This is a genomic window from Streptomyces sp. NPDC059092 (genome assembly GCF_042756365.1).
In the GTDB taxonomy this organism is placed as follows: domain Bacteria; phylum Actinomycetota; class Actinomycetes; order Streptomycetales; family Streptomycetaceae; genus Streptomyces.
The window spans coordinates 40,606-55,178 of sequence record NZ_JBHZEJ010000057.1; the positions used below are offsets into that span (position 1 = coordinate 40,606).

At 72.9% G+C, this 14,573-nt stretch carries 10 protein-coding genes, 3 tRNA genes and 1 pseudogene; 9 read left to right on the top strand and 5 right to left on the bottom strand.

Features of this window, described 5'->3' with window-relative positions:
• Window positions 1-392 precede the first annotated feature (392 nt).
• From ACFXPL_RS27305 to ACFXPL_RS27340, 8 genes are all read left to right on the top strand, one after another.
• A complete protein-coding gene (locus ACFXPL_RS27305; protein WP_384924494.1) occupies window positions 393-728 on the top strand; it encodes an Lsr2 family protein in 336 nt (111 codons plus the stop codon).
• A 265-nt stretch (window positions 729-993) separates the two neighbouring features.
• Window positions 994-1,065: transfer RNA gene (locus ACFXPL_RS27310), tRNA-Gly, on the top strand.
• 68 nt (window positions 1,066-1,133) lie between these two features.
• Window positions 1,134-1,206: transfer RNA gene (locus ACFXPL_RS27315), tRNA-Gly, on the top strand.
• A 152-nt stretch (window positions 1,207-1,358) separates the two neighbouring features.
• On the top strand, window positions 1,359-2,336 hold the full coding sequence (locus tag ACFXPL_RS27320) for an ABC transporter ATP-binding protein (protein ID WP_384924496.1): 978 nt from the start codon (window positions 1,359-1,361) through the stop codon (window positions 2,334-2,336).
• Window positions 2,333-3,190, top strand: coding sequence for an ABC transporter permease (locus ACFXPL_RS27325; RefSeq protein ID WP_384924498.1), 858 nt, complete (start codon window positions 2,333-2,335; stop codon window positions 3,188-3,190). The genes ACFXPL_RS27320 and ACFXPL_RS27325 overlap by 4 nt, the downstream gene beginning before the upstream one ends.
• Window positions 3,191-3,269: 79 nt before the next feature.
• On the top strand, window positions 3,270-4,706 hold the full coding sequence (locus tag ACFXPL_RS27330; RefSeq protein WP_384924500.1) for a sensor histidine kinase: 1,437 nt from the start codon (window positions 3,270-3,272) through the stop codon (window positions 4,704-4,706).
• Complete coding sequence (locus tag ACFXPL_RS27335; RefSeq protein ID WP_384924503.1) at window positions 4,706-5,407, top strand: response regulator; 702 nt, start codon at window positions 4,706-4,708, stop codon at window positions 5,405-5,407. Before ACFXPL_RS27330 ends, ACFXPL_RS27335 begins: the two co-directional genes overlap by 1 nt.
• Window positions 5,408-5,453: 46 nt before the next feature.
• A tRNA-Gly gene (locus ACFXPL_RS27340) sits at window positions 5,454-5,526 on the top strand.
• Window positions 5,527-5,583: 57 nt separating this feature from the next.
• On the opposite strand, the gene ACFXPL_RS27345 is transcribed toward ACFXPL_RS27340, so the two are convergent.
• Window positions 5,584-6,480: a phosphoribosylaminoimidazolesuccinocarboxamide synthase gene (locus tag ACFXPL_RS27345; protein WP_384924505.1), complete on the bottom strand. Its 897-nt coding sequence runs from the start codon at window positions 6,478-6,480 to the stop codon at window positions 5,584-5,586.
• A gap of 359 nt (window positions 6,481-6,839) precedes the next feature.
• Here ACFXPL_RS27345 and ACFXPL_RS27350 point away from each other — a divergent pair, with 359 nt between their 5' ends.
• Window positions 6,840-7,721: a MerR family transcriptional regulator gene (locus ACFXPL_RS27350; RefSeq protein WP_384924507.1), complete on the top strand. Its 882-nt coding sequence runs from the start codon at window positions 6,840-6,842 to the stop codon at window positions 7,719-7,721.
• A 47-nt stretch (window positions 7,722-7,768) separates the two neighbouring features.
• Here ACFXPL_RS27350 and ACFXPL_RS27355 read toward each other — a convergent pair whose 3' ends face one another.
• The 4 genes and pseudogenes from ACFXPL_RS27355 to ACFXPL_RS27370 form a co-directional block, all read right to left on the bottom strand.
• Window positions 7,769-9,229, bottom strand: coding sequence for a N,N-dimethylformamidase beta subunit family domain-containing protein (locus tag ACFXPL_RS27355; protein WP_384924513.1), 1,461 nt, complete (start codon window positions 9,227-9,229; stop codon window positions 7,769-7,771).
• A 784-nt stretch (window positions 9,230-10,013) separates the two neighbouring features.
• Window positions 10,014-11,909 (bottom strand): hypothetical protein, encoded by a 1,896-nt coding sequence (locus ACFXPL_RS27360; RefSeq protein WP_384924509.1) that lies wholly within the window; start codon window positions 11,907-11,909, stop codon window positions 10,014-10,016.
• Between the two features lie 396 nt (window positions 11,910-12,305).
• Entirely contained in the window at window positions 12,306-13,580 is a 1,275-nt protein-coding gene (gene purD / locus ACFXPL_RS27365) for a phosphoribosylamine--glycine ligase (RefSeq protein WP_384924511.1), read from the bottom strand.
• 73 nt (window positions 13,581-13,653) lie between these two features.
• Window positions 13,654-14,573 (bottom strand): annotated as a pseudogene (locus ACFXPL_RS27370) (DNA polymerase III subunit gamma and tau); the annotation flags it as partial.

The window sequence follows — 14,573 nt, forward strand, 5'->3', positions numbered from 1 at the left end:
CCGGTGGTGTGGTGCGGCTGGTTCTCGCTGTTGCGTTCTCCGGGGAATCCCCCAGACCCCCCGAGGTACCTCAGCGTACCCGGCCTGAGAATCTACGCGGGTAGATATGTCCGTTTTCCGGATCCTCGCGAACACTGAGGCCGATGGGACCCGCACGGGACAACGCCGGGGAAAATTCCGGGAAAAAATCTCGTCGGCCATTGCCGAGGGACACGCTGATGTAATTGGCTGGGCTTCACAATGCGCCCCCTTTCGCTGTACAAAGGAATACAGCGGAAAGAAGCATTGCCCCATAACAGCCGGAAGGCCGGTATCACCGCACGTCAACACGTTTCCCGCACATGTCGGGCACGTTCAGGCGCAGGCGGTACCGCAAGAAAGGACCTGTATCCGTGGCGCAGCGCGTAGTGGTCACGCTCTCCGACGACATCGATGGCGGGGAAGCGGCGGAAACGGTCGCGTTCGGCCTGGACGGGAAGTCGTACGAGATCGACCTCAATCCCGCCAACGCGAAGAAACTGCGCAAGGCCCTGGCGCCCTTCATGGCGGCCGGCCGAAAGCAGACAAATGGCAGCAAGCGCGGCAGGGCCCGCTCCACCTACCGGCACACGGCGCTCGCGCCCGACCCGGCGGCGGTGCGCGCGTGGGCCCAGTCCCACAAGGTCGAGGTGCCGGCGCGCGGCCGGATCCCGAAGCGGGTGTACGAGGCGTTCCACGAGGCGAGTTGAGCGACGGGTACCGCCGGGCGTGTGCCAGGCCCGTACGCCGGGGCGCGCACCGGGGTTCCGTGCCGGGGTCCGTGTCGTGGCCCGCATCCCGGTTCGCGCCCCGGCACACGCGGGGTCCGCACCCCCGGCCGGAGCCCCGGTACGCGCCGGGCGGAGCCGGTCGAGTGACCTGTGCGCGCACCGAGTTGCACAGCACCCCCTCTGATCGGCTAGAGTTTGGAACACGCCGAGGGGCAAGGCCGAAAAGCCGAAGCCCAGGCAGCGTGCGGGTGTAGTTCAGTAGTAGAACGCCCCCTTTCCAAGGGGGAGGCGCAGTGTGCAATTCCTGTCACCCGCTCTACATCACTTCTGGTCCGGCCCAATGGATCAGGTACAGTGATGGACGCGTCGCTCAGCCGATGCGATGCGGACGTAGCTCAGTTGGTAGAGCGCAACCTTGCCAAGGTTGAGGTCGCCAGTTCGAACCTGGTCGTCCGCTCAGAAATGAAGGCCCTGGTCTCCGGACCAGGGCCTTCTTCGTGCGTCGCGTTCGTGCGTCGCGTTCGTGCGTCGCGTGGAAATGACAAATGTCATCGGAGACGGTGACAGCGCGCACTGCCGAGCGGCCCGCTTCGCCGGAACCCTGGAGACATGACTCAGGCTTCGACGCAGGTTTCGGCCCAGGCGCCCCGGGACGACGGCAGCGCCCCCACCCCGGCGATCGACGTGGCCGACCTGCGGCGTACGTACGCGGGCGGGTTCACGGCGGTCGACGGGATCTCCTTCTCCGTGGCGCGCGGCGAGCTGTTCGCGCTGCTCGGGACGAACGGCGCGGGCAAGACGTCCACCGTCGAGCTGCTGGAGGGCCTGGCCAGGCCCAGCGGCGGCGCGATCCGGGTGCTGGGCCACGATCCGTACACCGAACGGGCGACCGTACGCCCGCGGGTGGGCGTGATGCTCCAGGAGGGCGGCTTCCCCTCCGACCTCACGGTCACGGAAACGGTGCGGATGTGCGCGGGGTGCACCAGCGGCGCCCGACCGGCCGGTGAGGCGCTGGAGCTGGTGGGGATGGGCCACCGGGCGGGCGTACGGGTCAAGCAGCTCTCCGGCGGCGAGAAGCGGCGCCTGGACCTGGCGCTGGCCCTGCTCGGCCGGCCCGAGGTGCTCTTCCTGGACGAGCCGACAACGGGGCTGGACGCCGAAGGGCGGCGCGACACCTGGGAGTTGGTGCGGGAGCTGCGGACGGGCGGCACCACCGTGCTGCTGACCACGCACTACCTGGAGGAGGCCGAGACCCTCGCCGACCGGCTGGCGATCATGCACAAGGGCCGCATCGTGGCCACCGGCACCCCGGCCGAGGTGACCGCGGCCCGGCCCGCGCGGATCCGCTTCACCCTGCCCGCCGGCGTCGCGGCCGGGCGGCTCCCGCTGTCGCTGGGCGCGGCGGGGCAGGGCGACGGGCAGATGGAGATACGTACCCAGCGGCTCCAGCGGGACCTGGCCGAACTCCTGCGCTGGGCCGAGGAGTCGGACGTGGAGCTGGAGGCGCTGGACGCCCGTTCCGCCTCCCTCGAAGAGGCATTTCTCGACATCGCGTCGCAGCGTACGGAGACGGGGGACACACGATGAGCACGACGGACAGCGGCACGGACACCAAGACGAGCGGGACGAACGGCCTGGCCGGGGCCGGCGCGCGGAGCGAGCCGCCGGGCGGGAGGCGGACAACGGTCGCCGGGCGGCTCAAGGCGCTCGGACGGGCGGAGTACGTCATGCTCATCCGGAACAGGACGGCGCTCTTCTCGGCGCTGATCGTGCCGGTGGCCATGATCGGCGCGATCAAGATGTCGCTCAAGGAGGTCGACCTGGGCGAGGTCGGGCTGAGCGGTATCGAGGTCGCGATGGCCGGCAGCATCGGCATGGTGCTGATCATGGCCGTGTACGCGAACCTCTCCGCCGCCTACACGGCCCGGCGCGAGGACCTGGTGCTCAAGCGGCTCCGTACGATCGAGGCGTCCGACCGCGAGATCCTGGCCGGTACGGCGCTGCCGGCGGTCGTGCTCGCCTTCGTGCAGTCCTGCCTGATGATCGCGGGCGGTGTGGCGTTCCTGGACGTGCGCGCGCCGGACAACCCGCTGCTGCTGCTCGGCGGGCTGCTGGCCGGGCTGCTGCTGCTCAGTGCCTTGGCCGCCGCGACATCGGCGTTCACCCGTACCGTGGAGAGCGCCCAGATCACCACCATGCCGCTCTTCCTGGTGTCGGTGGTGGGCTCGGGTCTGTTCGTACCGCTGGAAGTGCTGCCCGACCGGGTGGCCTCCATATGCGAACTGCTGCCGGTGACGGGGGTCATGACCCTGGTCAGGGCGGGCTGGCTGGGTGGTACGGACGGCTCCGATCTGATGGGCGCGGCGCTGAGCGCGCTGGCCTGGATCGTGATCGCTGTCCTTGCCGTACAGCGGTGGTTCCGCTGGGAGCCGCGCCGCTGAGACGCCGCGGATTCGGGCGTGTCGGATTTCGTACCACGTGCGGGTGAGCCGCCGAGCGGGGAGAAAGGACACCCTGGCCATGACGAGACCGACCGGTCCGTGGAAGCTGCGGAACCTGCGGGATCTGCGGAACCTGCGCCGCGCGTCCGCCACCAACTCCGCCCGGGTGGTGGAGCTGTACACCCGCTACACGTTCTACGCGCTGGGGGGCCTCGAAATCGGGGCGGTCACGCCGAGTCTCGTCGGCCGGCAGCCGCCCTGGATGGCCCTGGTCCTCGTCGGGCACTCCGTGCTGTGCTGTGTGCTCTCCGTACGGGCCATGGAGTGGCGGCTGGGCCGGCGCCCGCAGCCCGTACGGCTGATGCTGGCCGTGGGCGGGCTGTCGGCGGCCGGGATCCTCGCGCTGCTCGTACTGGCCGACACCGGTGCGGTGCCCAAGGACGGGGGGTTCGCCGGCCTGCTGATGACCCTCGGAGGCTTCGGTGTGGCCTCGATCGTCCTGGGCCTGCGGACGACGGAGCAGCGGGCGTACGCCCTGCTCGGCGCGCCCGCGTCGACGGCCGTCGCGACCCTGCTGCTGGAAACGGGATGGCGCCAGGCCGTCGTGAACTTCATCGGGGTCCTGGCCATGGGCTCGCTGCTCACCGCCACCGGTGTCTTCTCCGTCTGGCTGGTCGGCGTCGTCTGGCAACTGGACGGGGCGCACGAGCTCAGGACGCGGCTCGCGGTCGCGGAGGAGCGGCTGCGCTTCGGCCGTGACCTGCATGACGTCATGGGCCGCAATCTGGCGGTGATCGCGCTGAAGAGCGAACTGGCGGTGGAGCTCGCCCAGCGCGGCCGGCCGGAGGCGATGGCCCAGATGACCGAGGTCCAGCGGATCGCGCGGGAGTCGCAGCGGGAGGTGCGCGATGTCGTACGCGGCTACCGTGAGGCCAATCTGCACACCGAACTGGAAGGCGCCCGGGGCGTGCTGGAGGCGGCGGGCATCGACTGCCGGATCGACGGGATCGAGACGATCGAGGGTGGAATGCCGAACGGCGGCCGGAGCGACCGGAGCGGCCACGGGGGCAAGGCCGGTGGGCGGGGCGGGGGCGTCGGGCTGCCGGCCGGGGTCCAGTCCGCGCTGGGGTGGGTGGTGCGCGAGGCGACGACGAACGTCCTGCGGCACGGGGACCCGCGGCGGTGCACCGTACGGCTGTCGGAGCAGCCGTTGGAGAAGGGTGGTTCCGGTGGTGGCTGGGAGGCGGTTCTGACCGTGGAGAACGACGGAGTGCCGGAGCCCGACCCGGCCGGGGACGGGCAGCGGGCGAAGGGGTCCGGGCTCGCCGGGCTGAGGGAGCGGCTGGCCGCCGTGGACGGCACGCTGGAGGCGGGCCCCACGGGGAGCGGCGGCGGCAGCGGCTTCCGGCTGACGGCGCGGGTGCCGCTGCCGGAGGAGCAGCCACGCCCCTGGCCGACGCCGAGGACCGCCGGCCAGGACGCCGACGCGGACGCCGACGCGGAGGTGGCGCTCTGATGTCCGTGCCTTCCGGGCCCTCTGCCGCGGTGCCCGTGCCCGGGTCGCCCGTGCCCGGCTTCCAGGATCCCGGCTCCCGGGCGCCCGGGCCGGCTCCCGTACGGGTGCTGCTGGCCGATGACGAGCATCTGATCCGGGGTGCCGTCGCCGCGCTGCTCGCCCTGGAGGACGACCTGATCGTCGTCGCCGAGGCGGCCACCGGGCCCGAGGCGCTGGCGATGGCGCTGGCCCACCGCCCCGACGTCGCGGTACTGGACCTCCAGATGCCGGGGGCGGACGGTGTGAAAGTCGCCACATCCCTCCGCACCGAACTGCCCGGCTGCCGGACGATGATCGTGACGAGCCACGGCAGGCCCGGCCATCTCAAACGGGCGCTGGCGGCCGGGGTGCGCGGCTTCGTGCCCAAGACGGTCAGCGCACGGCAGCTCGCCGAGATCATCCGTACCGTCCACGCCGGTAACCGGTTCATCGACCAGGAGTTGGCGGCCGACGCGATCTCCGCCGGGGACTCGCCGCTGACCGCCCGCGAGGCCGAGGTCCTGGAGCTGGCGGTGGACGGTGCGCCGATCGCGGAGATCGCCGAGCGCGCCTCCCTGTCGCAGGGGACCGTACGGAACTACCTCTCGTCCGCGGCCACCAAGCTGGGGGCGGAGAACCGGCATACGGCGGTGCGTCTCGCCCGCGAGCGCGGTTGGGTATAGTTGGCGACGCGCCACCGCGCAGCAGTACGGAAGCCCAGCGGCGCATGCGGACGTAGCTCAGTTGGTAGAGCGCAACCTTGCCAAGGTTGAGGTCGCCAGTTCGAACCTGGTCGTCCGCTCAGAGAACGGAAAACCCCCGGCCGAAGCGGCCGGGGGTTTTCCGCTGTCCGGGGCCCCTACCAGCTCTTGCCGGTGAGGAGTTCGTACGCCTCCAGGTACTTCGCCCGGGTCGCGTCCACGATCTCCTGCGGCAGCGCGGGCGGCGGGCGCTCGCTCGTACGGTCCCAGCCGGAGGCCGGCGAGGTCAGCCAGTCGCGTACGTACTGCTTGTCGTACGACGGCTGGGCGTGGCCCGGCTCCCAGATGTCGGCGGGCCAGAAGCGCGAGGAGTCGGGCGTCAGCACCTCGTCCGCGATCACCAGGCGTTCTCCGTCGAAGCCGAACTCGAACTTCGTGTCGGCGAGGATGATCCCCCGGTCGCGGGCGATGTCCCGGGCCCGGCCGTAGACGTCGAGGGTCGTCCGGCGCAGCAGGGACGCGTTCTCGGCGCCGATCACGCGGACCACTTCGTCGTACGACACGTTCTCGTCGTGGTCCCCGACGGCCGCCTTCGTGGCGGGGGTGAAGATCGGGGCGGGCAGCTCGGACCCGTCGACCAGCCCTGCCGGGAGCGCGAGTCCGCAGACGGTACGGGTCTGCTGGTACTCGGCGAGGCCCGAGCCGGTGAGATAGCCGCGCGCGACGCACTCCACCGCGACCATGTCGAGCGACTCGCAGACGAGCGTGCGGCCGGCCCAGTCGGCGGGGGCGCCCGCGGGGACGTCGGTGGAGATCACATGGTTCGGGACGAGGTCCGTCAGCCGCTCGAACCACCAGAGCGAGAGCTGGGTGAGGACCCGGCCCTTGTCCGGGATCTCGGTGGGCAGGACCCAGTCGTACGCGGACAGGCGGTCGCTGGCGACCATCACGAGGTCGCCCGCCTCGTTCCGGTACAGATCGCGCACCTTGCCGGTGTGGATGTGCACCAGACCCGGCACCTGAACGGGCTCGGGCTTTTCTACGAATCCGGACACGGTTCCTCCCCGTGGTTCTGTCCGATCTAGGAGATCGCCTTGATTCTCCCGTATGCCGGAAGCCGCAGCTCGCAGGGGTGGCCGGACGGGTGTGTGTCCTGTCGGTCCACGGCCACGGTTGAACGCGGCCGGTCCCGGTTGAGTGCCCGTTCCTGAACTCGGGTGTTGGCCGTAGCTTCGTGATCACGCGATGGGTGCGGTCGCGAGGGTGATGCCGAAGGCGCGGGCGGGGGGGCTTGGCTGGTGCTGTTCGGGACGGTTCGACGGGCAGGTGCAGTGCAGGTGCAGGCTTGCACCTGCCGTAGCGTTATGTGATCAGGTGGAGCTGTCCTCGTTCGTTTGTGAAAGGCCCTTCACTGATGCCCATGTCCTTCTTCGTGTCGCGACAGTCCAAGATCGGTGACGTGGCGGCCCTCGTGGGCACGACACCGCGGGCGATCCGGCATTACCACGACATGGGCCTGATCCCCGAGCCCGGACGGGGCGGCGACGGCCGCCGCCGCTACGGCTTCCAGGACGTGGTCCGGCTGCTGTGGATCCGGAAGATGGCCGACGCGGGAATCGCCCTGGACGACATCCGTGAGGCCTTCACCACCACCGGGACCGGGACCGGCGAAAGTGAAGGTGACGGCATCGAGGCCACCCTGGCCCGGCTGGAGGAGGCCCTCGCCACCCAGGAGGCGGAGCTGGCCCGCCAGCGGGCCCGCGTGCAGCGGATGCGTGCCGAGGGCAGCCGGATGGGCCTGCTCTCCGAGGAAGTCACCGGCCGTCTGAAGAATCTTCCCGAGGGCTCGCTGCGCCAGGCGGACCTGGACACCCTGCTCGTCACCGAGCGGATCTTCGGCCCTCTCGGCGCGGCCGTGCAGGCATCCCGGTTCATCGCGCTGGCCACCCATCCCGAACTCCGGGCCGAGTCCGACCGCGTGGACACCGCCGAGGAAGCACTCGACGACACCGTCGCCGTCGACGACCCGCGCGTCGCCGAGACGGCCGCCCAGCGCCACGCCTTCGAGGAGACCCTGATGACGATGATCGAAGAGTCATGGATCGCGGAGGACGAAACAGCCTTCCTCGACGCCTGGGACACCGCTCACCCCGAGGACGCCGAAGACACACCGGAGCCGGATGCCAAGGACGGTGGCATGAGCGCGTTCGAGGCGGTCACCAAGCTGCCCCACGACTTCTCCCCGGCCCGAGTGCGCTGCGCGGAACTGGCCCTGGAACTCGCCACCCGCGACTGAGCTTGAGCTGAACGCGGGCGGTCCCGGTTGAACGCGGGCGGCCCCGGTCAGTCCCGTTTGCAGATCCGGTCGAGGAGGTTGGCGGTCGCACGCTGGATCCGTGGGTCGACATGGCCGGGGCGGTCCAGCGCCGGGGACCAGGCGAAGGTGCCCGAGGCGAAGACGAGCGCGCCGGACGGGGCGCGGTAGAGCGATGTCTCCTGGTGGCGCTGGGCGTTCTCGCTGTCGCGGTACGGGGAGTGCGCGAGCAGGATCCGGTCCTGGTGCTCGGGCAGCGCCGTACGCGGGAAGTAGCGGTCCGCCTCGCCCGCGACCAGCCCCGCGATCTCGTCGCCCTCGGCCGCCCCTACGGACTCCCAGAGCCAGTGGTGGGCGTTCCGTACGACAAGGGGGTGCGGCTCGGGGACCCGGCCCGCGTACTGGATCCCGAGGAGCCGCTGCTCCGCCCTGTCCGCCTCGCGCCAGAGCGCGGAGCGCCCGGGGCCACGGCGCTTGCGGCAGGTGAGGAGGCGGTCGGGGACGCCCGAGGCCGAAGGGCCCAGCTCCACCTGCCAGTAGAGGGAGTTGGCGGAGAGGAAGACGAGGGAGGTTCCCTGGTCGCGGGCGGCTTCGACGGTGGTCCGCATGGGGGCGGACCAGTACTCGTCGTGGCCGGGGAAGATCAGGCCCCGGTAGCGGGTGGGGTCGACGCGGCCCGCGTGCAGGTCGCGGGCGTCGGCGTACGCGAGGTCGTAGCCGTAGCGCTCGGCCCAGCGGATGAAGTCGTAGGCGTGGCCCACGTGGAGGGGCAGGCCCGCGCCCGCGTAGGGGCGGTCGAAGGAGACGGTCGTCGCGGCGTCCTGCTCGCCGAGGAGCCGTCCCTGCTCGTCCCAGGCGTGGTAGAGGCTGGCGCCGGTGTGGCCGTCCTCCGGATAGAGGTTGTACGCCTGCCACGTGATGTCGGGGAGCAGGAGGAGCAGATCGGCGGGGTGGCTGTCGCGGACCGTGAAGGGGACGTGGGAGCGGTAGCCGTCGACCGTGGTGAGGACGGCGACGTAGGCGCCGAGGGACCAGTACGACGGGACCTGGAGCCGCCAGGAGAGCCACCAGTGGTGGCAGGAGACCGTGCGGTCGGCGGCGAGGGGCGGGGACTGGACGATGCCGGCGAGCCGCGGGCTGGTGGTGATCTTGAAGGCGCCGTCGCCTCCGTAGTGCCCGATCCGGTAGATGTCGACGAAGAAGTCCTGCGGCGGGTCGACGGTGACGTGGAAGTCGATCGACTCACCCGGGGCCACGGCGCCGTTGGAGACGAAGCCCTTGATCTGGCCCCGTACGTCGTCGGCGGTACGGGGGCCGCCGCTGCGGCCCGCGCCCAGCGTCGGGTCCGCGTACCAGGGGACGACCTGGCCGGTGTCGTCGAGATAGTTCTCGCTGCCGCGCAGCCAGGGCAGCGGGCCCTGGCCGAACGGGTCGCTGACCGCGTGGGCGAGAGCGCCCGATTCCCATCGCCGGATCTGGTCCGCCCCCATGGTGCGCCCCTCCTCCGTGCCGCCGCGCCCGTAGGGGGCACGGATGTTGATGCACGCGTCGATGCGTGCGCCGACGCGCCGGTAGTACGACGGTAATACGGCCGTTTGACCGGTCAGTGACACGATCGACGGTCGGCTCCGGACACCAGCACATCACAAAACGCGTGTGGCCCGTCACCGTTCGTCGCGAATTGACGGGAGCGGAACGTTCCACTCCGGAACGCGGGGCTGGCGGGCGGCGGGCGGCACGGGTGGCCAAATGCCCGCGTACGGGGGTGAAACGGAACGGGCGGTGGCGGAAACAGGGAACGCATTCGGCCACTCGGGAGCGACGGTTCCGCGGGAGAGGGCGGAGCCTCATCGGAGCCTCATCGGAGCCTCATCGGAGCCTCATCGGGGGCCCGTCGGGGGAGCGGGAGCGGGGGGCGGTGGACGGGGCGCCGGTCCGCCGACGGCGCGGGCTCGTCGCGGGTGGGGCTCATCGCGGGTGGGGCTCATCGGGAGGCGGGGCCGCCGGGGCGGGCCATCCCGGGGCGGGCCGGGGTGCCGCGCTTCGTCGGGGATGGGGCGCCGCGGCAGTCTGCGGGCGGGCACTGCCTCGCCGGCGCGCGCGGGCCCGGCGCCGGGCGGGACGGGGACGCTGCCGCACCGGAGGCGGGCTCGCCGCGGGCGGGGCCGGGTTGCTGGGCCTCGTCGGGTATGGGGCGCCGCGGCGCGGGAGCACCGGCTCGTCCGGGGAGGGGGAGCGGGCCCGCCCGGGACGAGCAGGCCGGCCCCGGCCGTCTCACACGAGGCGTACGGGCTTCTCCGCGCGGACGCCCAGGGAGGCCAGCCACGAGCGCAGCGGCTCCGCGTCGCCGCCCTCGACCAGGCTGAGGACGCGCCCGCCGAGATCGGCCCTGCGCACGCCGTCGACCAGCAGGGCCGGGCCGTCGAGCCAGTCCAGGCCCGGGGCGGCGCCCGCCGTGTCGACGGCGGAGCAGCAGACCATCGCCGTGACGTGGTCGGCGAGCAGCTCACGGCCCGTGCGGGGCGGCTGGAGCGGAAAGAGCGGCAGCGGGTCGGTGCCCCAGAGCGCGAGGGCGTCACCCCCGGCCTCGGCCGGGGTGACCGGGGCAGCCGCCTCCTCCCTGGCCAGCTCGGCGCTGATGCCGGCGGCCAGGGCCTCGCCGGGCTCGCCGCCTCCGCCGCCGGGACCGGCGAGGTGATCCATGACGCGCGACAGCGTGGGCCCCTGGACGGGGCGGAAGCTCCCGGAGCCCACGGAGCGGCCGGAGCCGTCAGGGCCGCGACCGGGGCCGAACACGGATCCGGCGCCCCGCGCACCCGTACCCGCGCCGGAACCGATGCCCGTACCCAGGACGGTGCCGATACCCGTGCCGACCCCGGCGCCGACCTCCATGCTGTCCAGGACGCGGTGCAGCCGGGCGGCCTCCGTACGCCATTTGCGGTCGACGACCTCCTCCGGGTACTGCTGCCAGTCCACCGGGGACCAGTCGGGGCCCGCAGCGGGCGGGCCGCCGTGGAAGAGGCGAGCGGCGAGCAGGGAGGCCGCCTCGTCGACCGTGCCCGGCTCTTCGAGCAGGTCACAGGCGGGGCGCTCGCCGAGCCGGGAGGCGAAGCCCTCGGCGAGGCGGTCTCGGCGGGACAGCTCCGTCAGGGCCGAGACCACACCGGCGTCGAGCCTGGAGGGCCAGCGGCCCATGCGCCAGGCGGGCAGGGCGACGCGCGTGAGCAGCCGGTCCCACCCCGCGTAGGCGAGGCCCACCTGTTCCTGGGCGACGATCCGCAGGCCGTAGTCCACCGCCTGGGCGCGCTCGGACGCGGCGGAGGCGACACCCCGCTCCATCAGCGCCGCGTGCTCGCCGCAGCCGCGCAGCAGCACGCGGGCGACGCGTCCGACAACGCCGAGGGCCACCCTGCGGACCGGTCCGAGCCCCGGCGCGGACGCGACGGCCACCGCCGCGTCGAGCCCCCGGACGAAGCGGCGGGCGGCGGCTATGTCCGGGTGCGCCGAGAGCCCCGTACCGGCGACGACCGGGGCGAGGACGGCGCGCAGCTCGGCAACGCGCATCCACCAGAGGAAGGGCGAGCCGATCACGAGGACAGGGGCGGCGACGGCCCCGCGCCCGGCCTCTCGGCCGCCGCCTGTGACGGCGGCCGGTTCGGCGCCCCGCCCACCGGCGGAACCGGTCGGGTAGGCCGGGGACAGGACCGCCCGGCCGAGTGCGCGATCGAACATCCGTTCGCGCGACGGCATGTGTCCCGGATGCGTACGGTCCTCCAGCCAGCTGTCGCAGTCCGGGGTCAGCGCTATGGCGGAGGGAGCGGGAACCTCAAGGCGCTCCGCGAGATCGCGGACCAGCCGGTAGAGATCGGGCGCGGCCTTCTCCGAGACCGCGACGGTGGGACTGAGGGCGGGCTTGGCGCGCGCGACGACGGCGGCGACAGCGGCGGCGAGCACCAGCACGGCCACGGCGAGAGCCGTCACCACCCAGCGCGCGACGCTCCACCCGGCGCCGCCGAGATGCCCCGTCGCCCCGCCGGCCAGCAGCACGACGGCGACGGCCGCGGGCAGCAGTGCGACGGCCAGCGCCCTGCCGCGCAGCCGCAGCACGGCGAGCGCGCGGACACGGGCGCCCTGAGCGCCCACCTCGTCACCGATACCGGAACCGGACATGGTCGGACCTCACCCCCTCTGCCGTGTCGGCTGCGTTGCTCACTCCCCCACTGTGGCACCCGCCACTGACATCGCAATGCCGGTGGGCCAAGTGCCGGAACGCATGCGCCGCACCCTAGTTGGGCCCCGGAGACCCGTCATCCGGATGGCCCAACCGTCACCCGATGGAATGGCTCTGGTCAAAGCTGCTGACGAGCGGACGACCGAGCCTCAGGTGCCCCCGCAGAGGCCCCTTCAGGGGCTCCTCAGGGCTCCCTCAGAGCCTCCCCGTACGGCTGCGAGCCGTGGCCCGGGCGACGGGGTCACGGCTCGCATACGTACGCGATCACAGTGATCAGGGGCGGGAACGGCGGCGGGACGGGGCGCGGAACCGGGCGGCGAGGCGGGCCTCCGGGATCAGCCCTCCGAGGCGCTCGCGGCGACGCGCGCGATGTCCGTACGGTGCTGGGAACCCGCGAGGCGGATCCGTCCCAGCGCGGTGTACGCACGCTCGCGGGCCTGCGTCAGGTCCTTGCCCGTGGCCGTCACGGACAGCACGCGCCCGCCGGCGCTGACCACCGTGCCGGCGTCGGCGGTGGCGCCTTCCAACCGGGTTCCGGCGTGCAGGACGTACGCGTCGGGTCCATCCTGGGCCGCGATCTCGTCGAGCCCTTCGATCGGGTCGCCGGTGCGCGGGGTGTCCGGGTAGTTGTGCGAGGCGACGACCACCGTGACCGCCGCGTCGTCACGCCAGGACAGCGGGGGCAGCTCCGCGAGGTTCCCCTCGGCCGCCGCCAGCAGGACACCGGCCAGCGGGGTCCTGAGGCGGGCCAGGACCACCTGGGTCTCGGGGTCGCCGAAGCGGGCGTTGAACTCGATGACCCGTACGCCGCGGCGGGTGATCGCGAGGCCCGCGTACAGCAGCCCGGCGAACGGCGTTCCCCGGCGGCGCAGTTCGTCGACCGTGGGCTGGAGAACGGACTCCAGGACCTCGTCCACGAGCTTGGGGTCGGCCCACGGGAGCGGGGAGTACGCGCCCATGCCACCGGTGTTGGGGCCTTCGTCGCCGTCGAGCGCGCGCTTGAAGTCCTGCGCGGGCTGGAGCGGCAGGACCGTCTCGCCGTCGGTGATCGCGAAGAGCGAGACCTCGGGGCCGTCGAGGAACTCCTCGATGACGACGCGGCCACAGGCGAGCGCGTGCTCGCGGGCCACGGAGAGATCGTCGGTCACGACGACGCCCTTACCGGCCGCGAGACCGTCGTCCTTGACGACGTAGGGCGGGCCGAACGCGTCGAGCGCGTCATGGATCTGCTGCGCGGTGGTGCAGACGTAACTGCGCGCCGTCGGGACGTTCGCCGCGGCCATCACGTCCTTGGCGAACGCCTTGGAGCCCTCCAGCTCGGCGGCCTCCTTCGACGGGCCGAAGCAGGGGATGCCCGCGTTCCGTACTGCGTCGGCGACCCCGGCCACCAGCGGCGCCTCGGGGCCGACGACGACGAGCCCCGCCTCCAGCTCGGTGGCGAGACGGGCCACGGCCGCGCCGTCCAGCGCGTCCACCGGGTGCGACTCGGCGACCTCGGCGGTGCCGGCGTTGCCGGGCGCGCAGTGGAGAGCGGTGACCTCGGGGTCGAGGGAGAGAGAGCGGCACAGGGCGTGTTCGCGGGCGCCGCCGCCGATGACAAGGACCTTCACGTGAGGCAGCCTAACCGGGCGGTGGCGCCGGCCCGTGTGCGGGCCGTGGTGTGAGACGCCGAGGGGCGGCCCGTCATTCGTTCGTGTATTCCTCCACGACCGTCGCCCCCAGTTCGCGGACGATCAGGTCGTGGCCGGAGAGCGCGGAGTCGACGAGATCCGGGTCGTCCTCCTCCGGGGTGTCGTCCTCCGGGGCCACGGTGTGCGGCGGGGGCGGCGAGCCGGGTCTGTTGTCGGAGCGCGGCGGCTCGGGGCGGGAGGGGGCGGGCGCGGCGGGGCGCGACGCCTGGGAGGCGGGCGCGGAGCCGGAGCCCGGTCCTGAGCCCGTGCCGGGGCCGGGGCCCGAGGGGGCGCCGTAACCGCCCCCGCCGCCGGACGGGGCTCCCGCGCCGCCACCGGGAGCGCCGTAACCGCCGCCTCCGTAACCCCCGCCGCCACCGGACGGGGCCGGGGGCGGGGTGCCGCCGGACGGGTCGACGATCGCCTCGATCTTCCACTGCACGTGGAACTGCTCGGCGAGGGCCTGCTTGAGCACCGCCTCGCTGCCGCTGCTCGTGAAGTTGTCGCGGGCGCCCGCGTTGATGAAGCCGACCTGGAGCGTCGTCCCGTCGAACCCCGCGACCTGCGCGTTCTGGCTGAGCAGGATCCAGGTGAAACGGCGGCGGTTCTTGACGGCCTCCAGGATGTCCGGCCACATGTGCCGTACCTGCCCGGCGCCCTGCGTCATCCCCGGGCCCGCCGCGCCCGCGCCCGCGCCGGGGCCGGGAGCAGGGTCGGGTGAGGATGCGGCGGCAGGGGCGGGAGCCTGCGCCCCGGCCCCCTGGTGCACGCCCTGCCCCGGCGTGGAGGCGGTGGGCCAGCCGCCGGGACGCCGCCCGGTCTCCCCGGCGCCCGCGCCGGCGCCGGGCCAGGCCCCGGGCCGCTGAGGCTCGGCGGCAGGGGCGGGTGCGGCCGGGGCGGGTGCGGCCGGGGCGGGTGCGGCCGGGGCGGGTG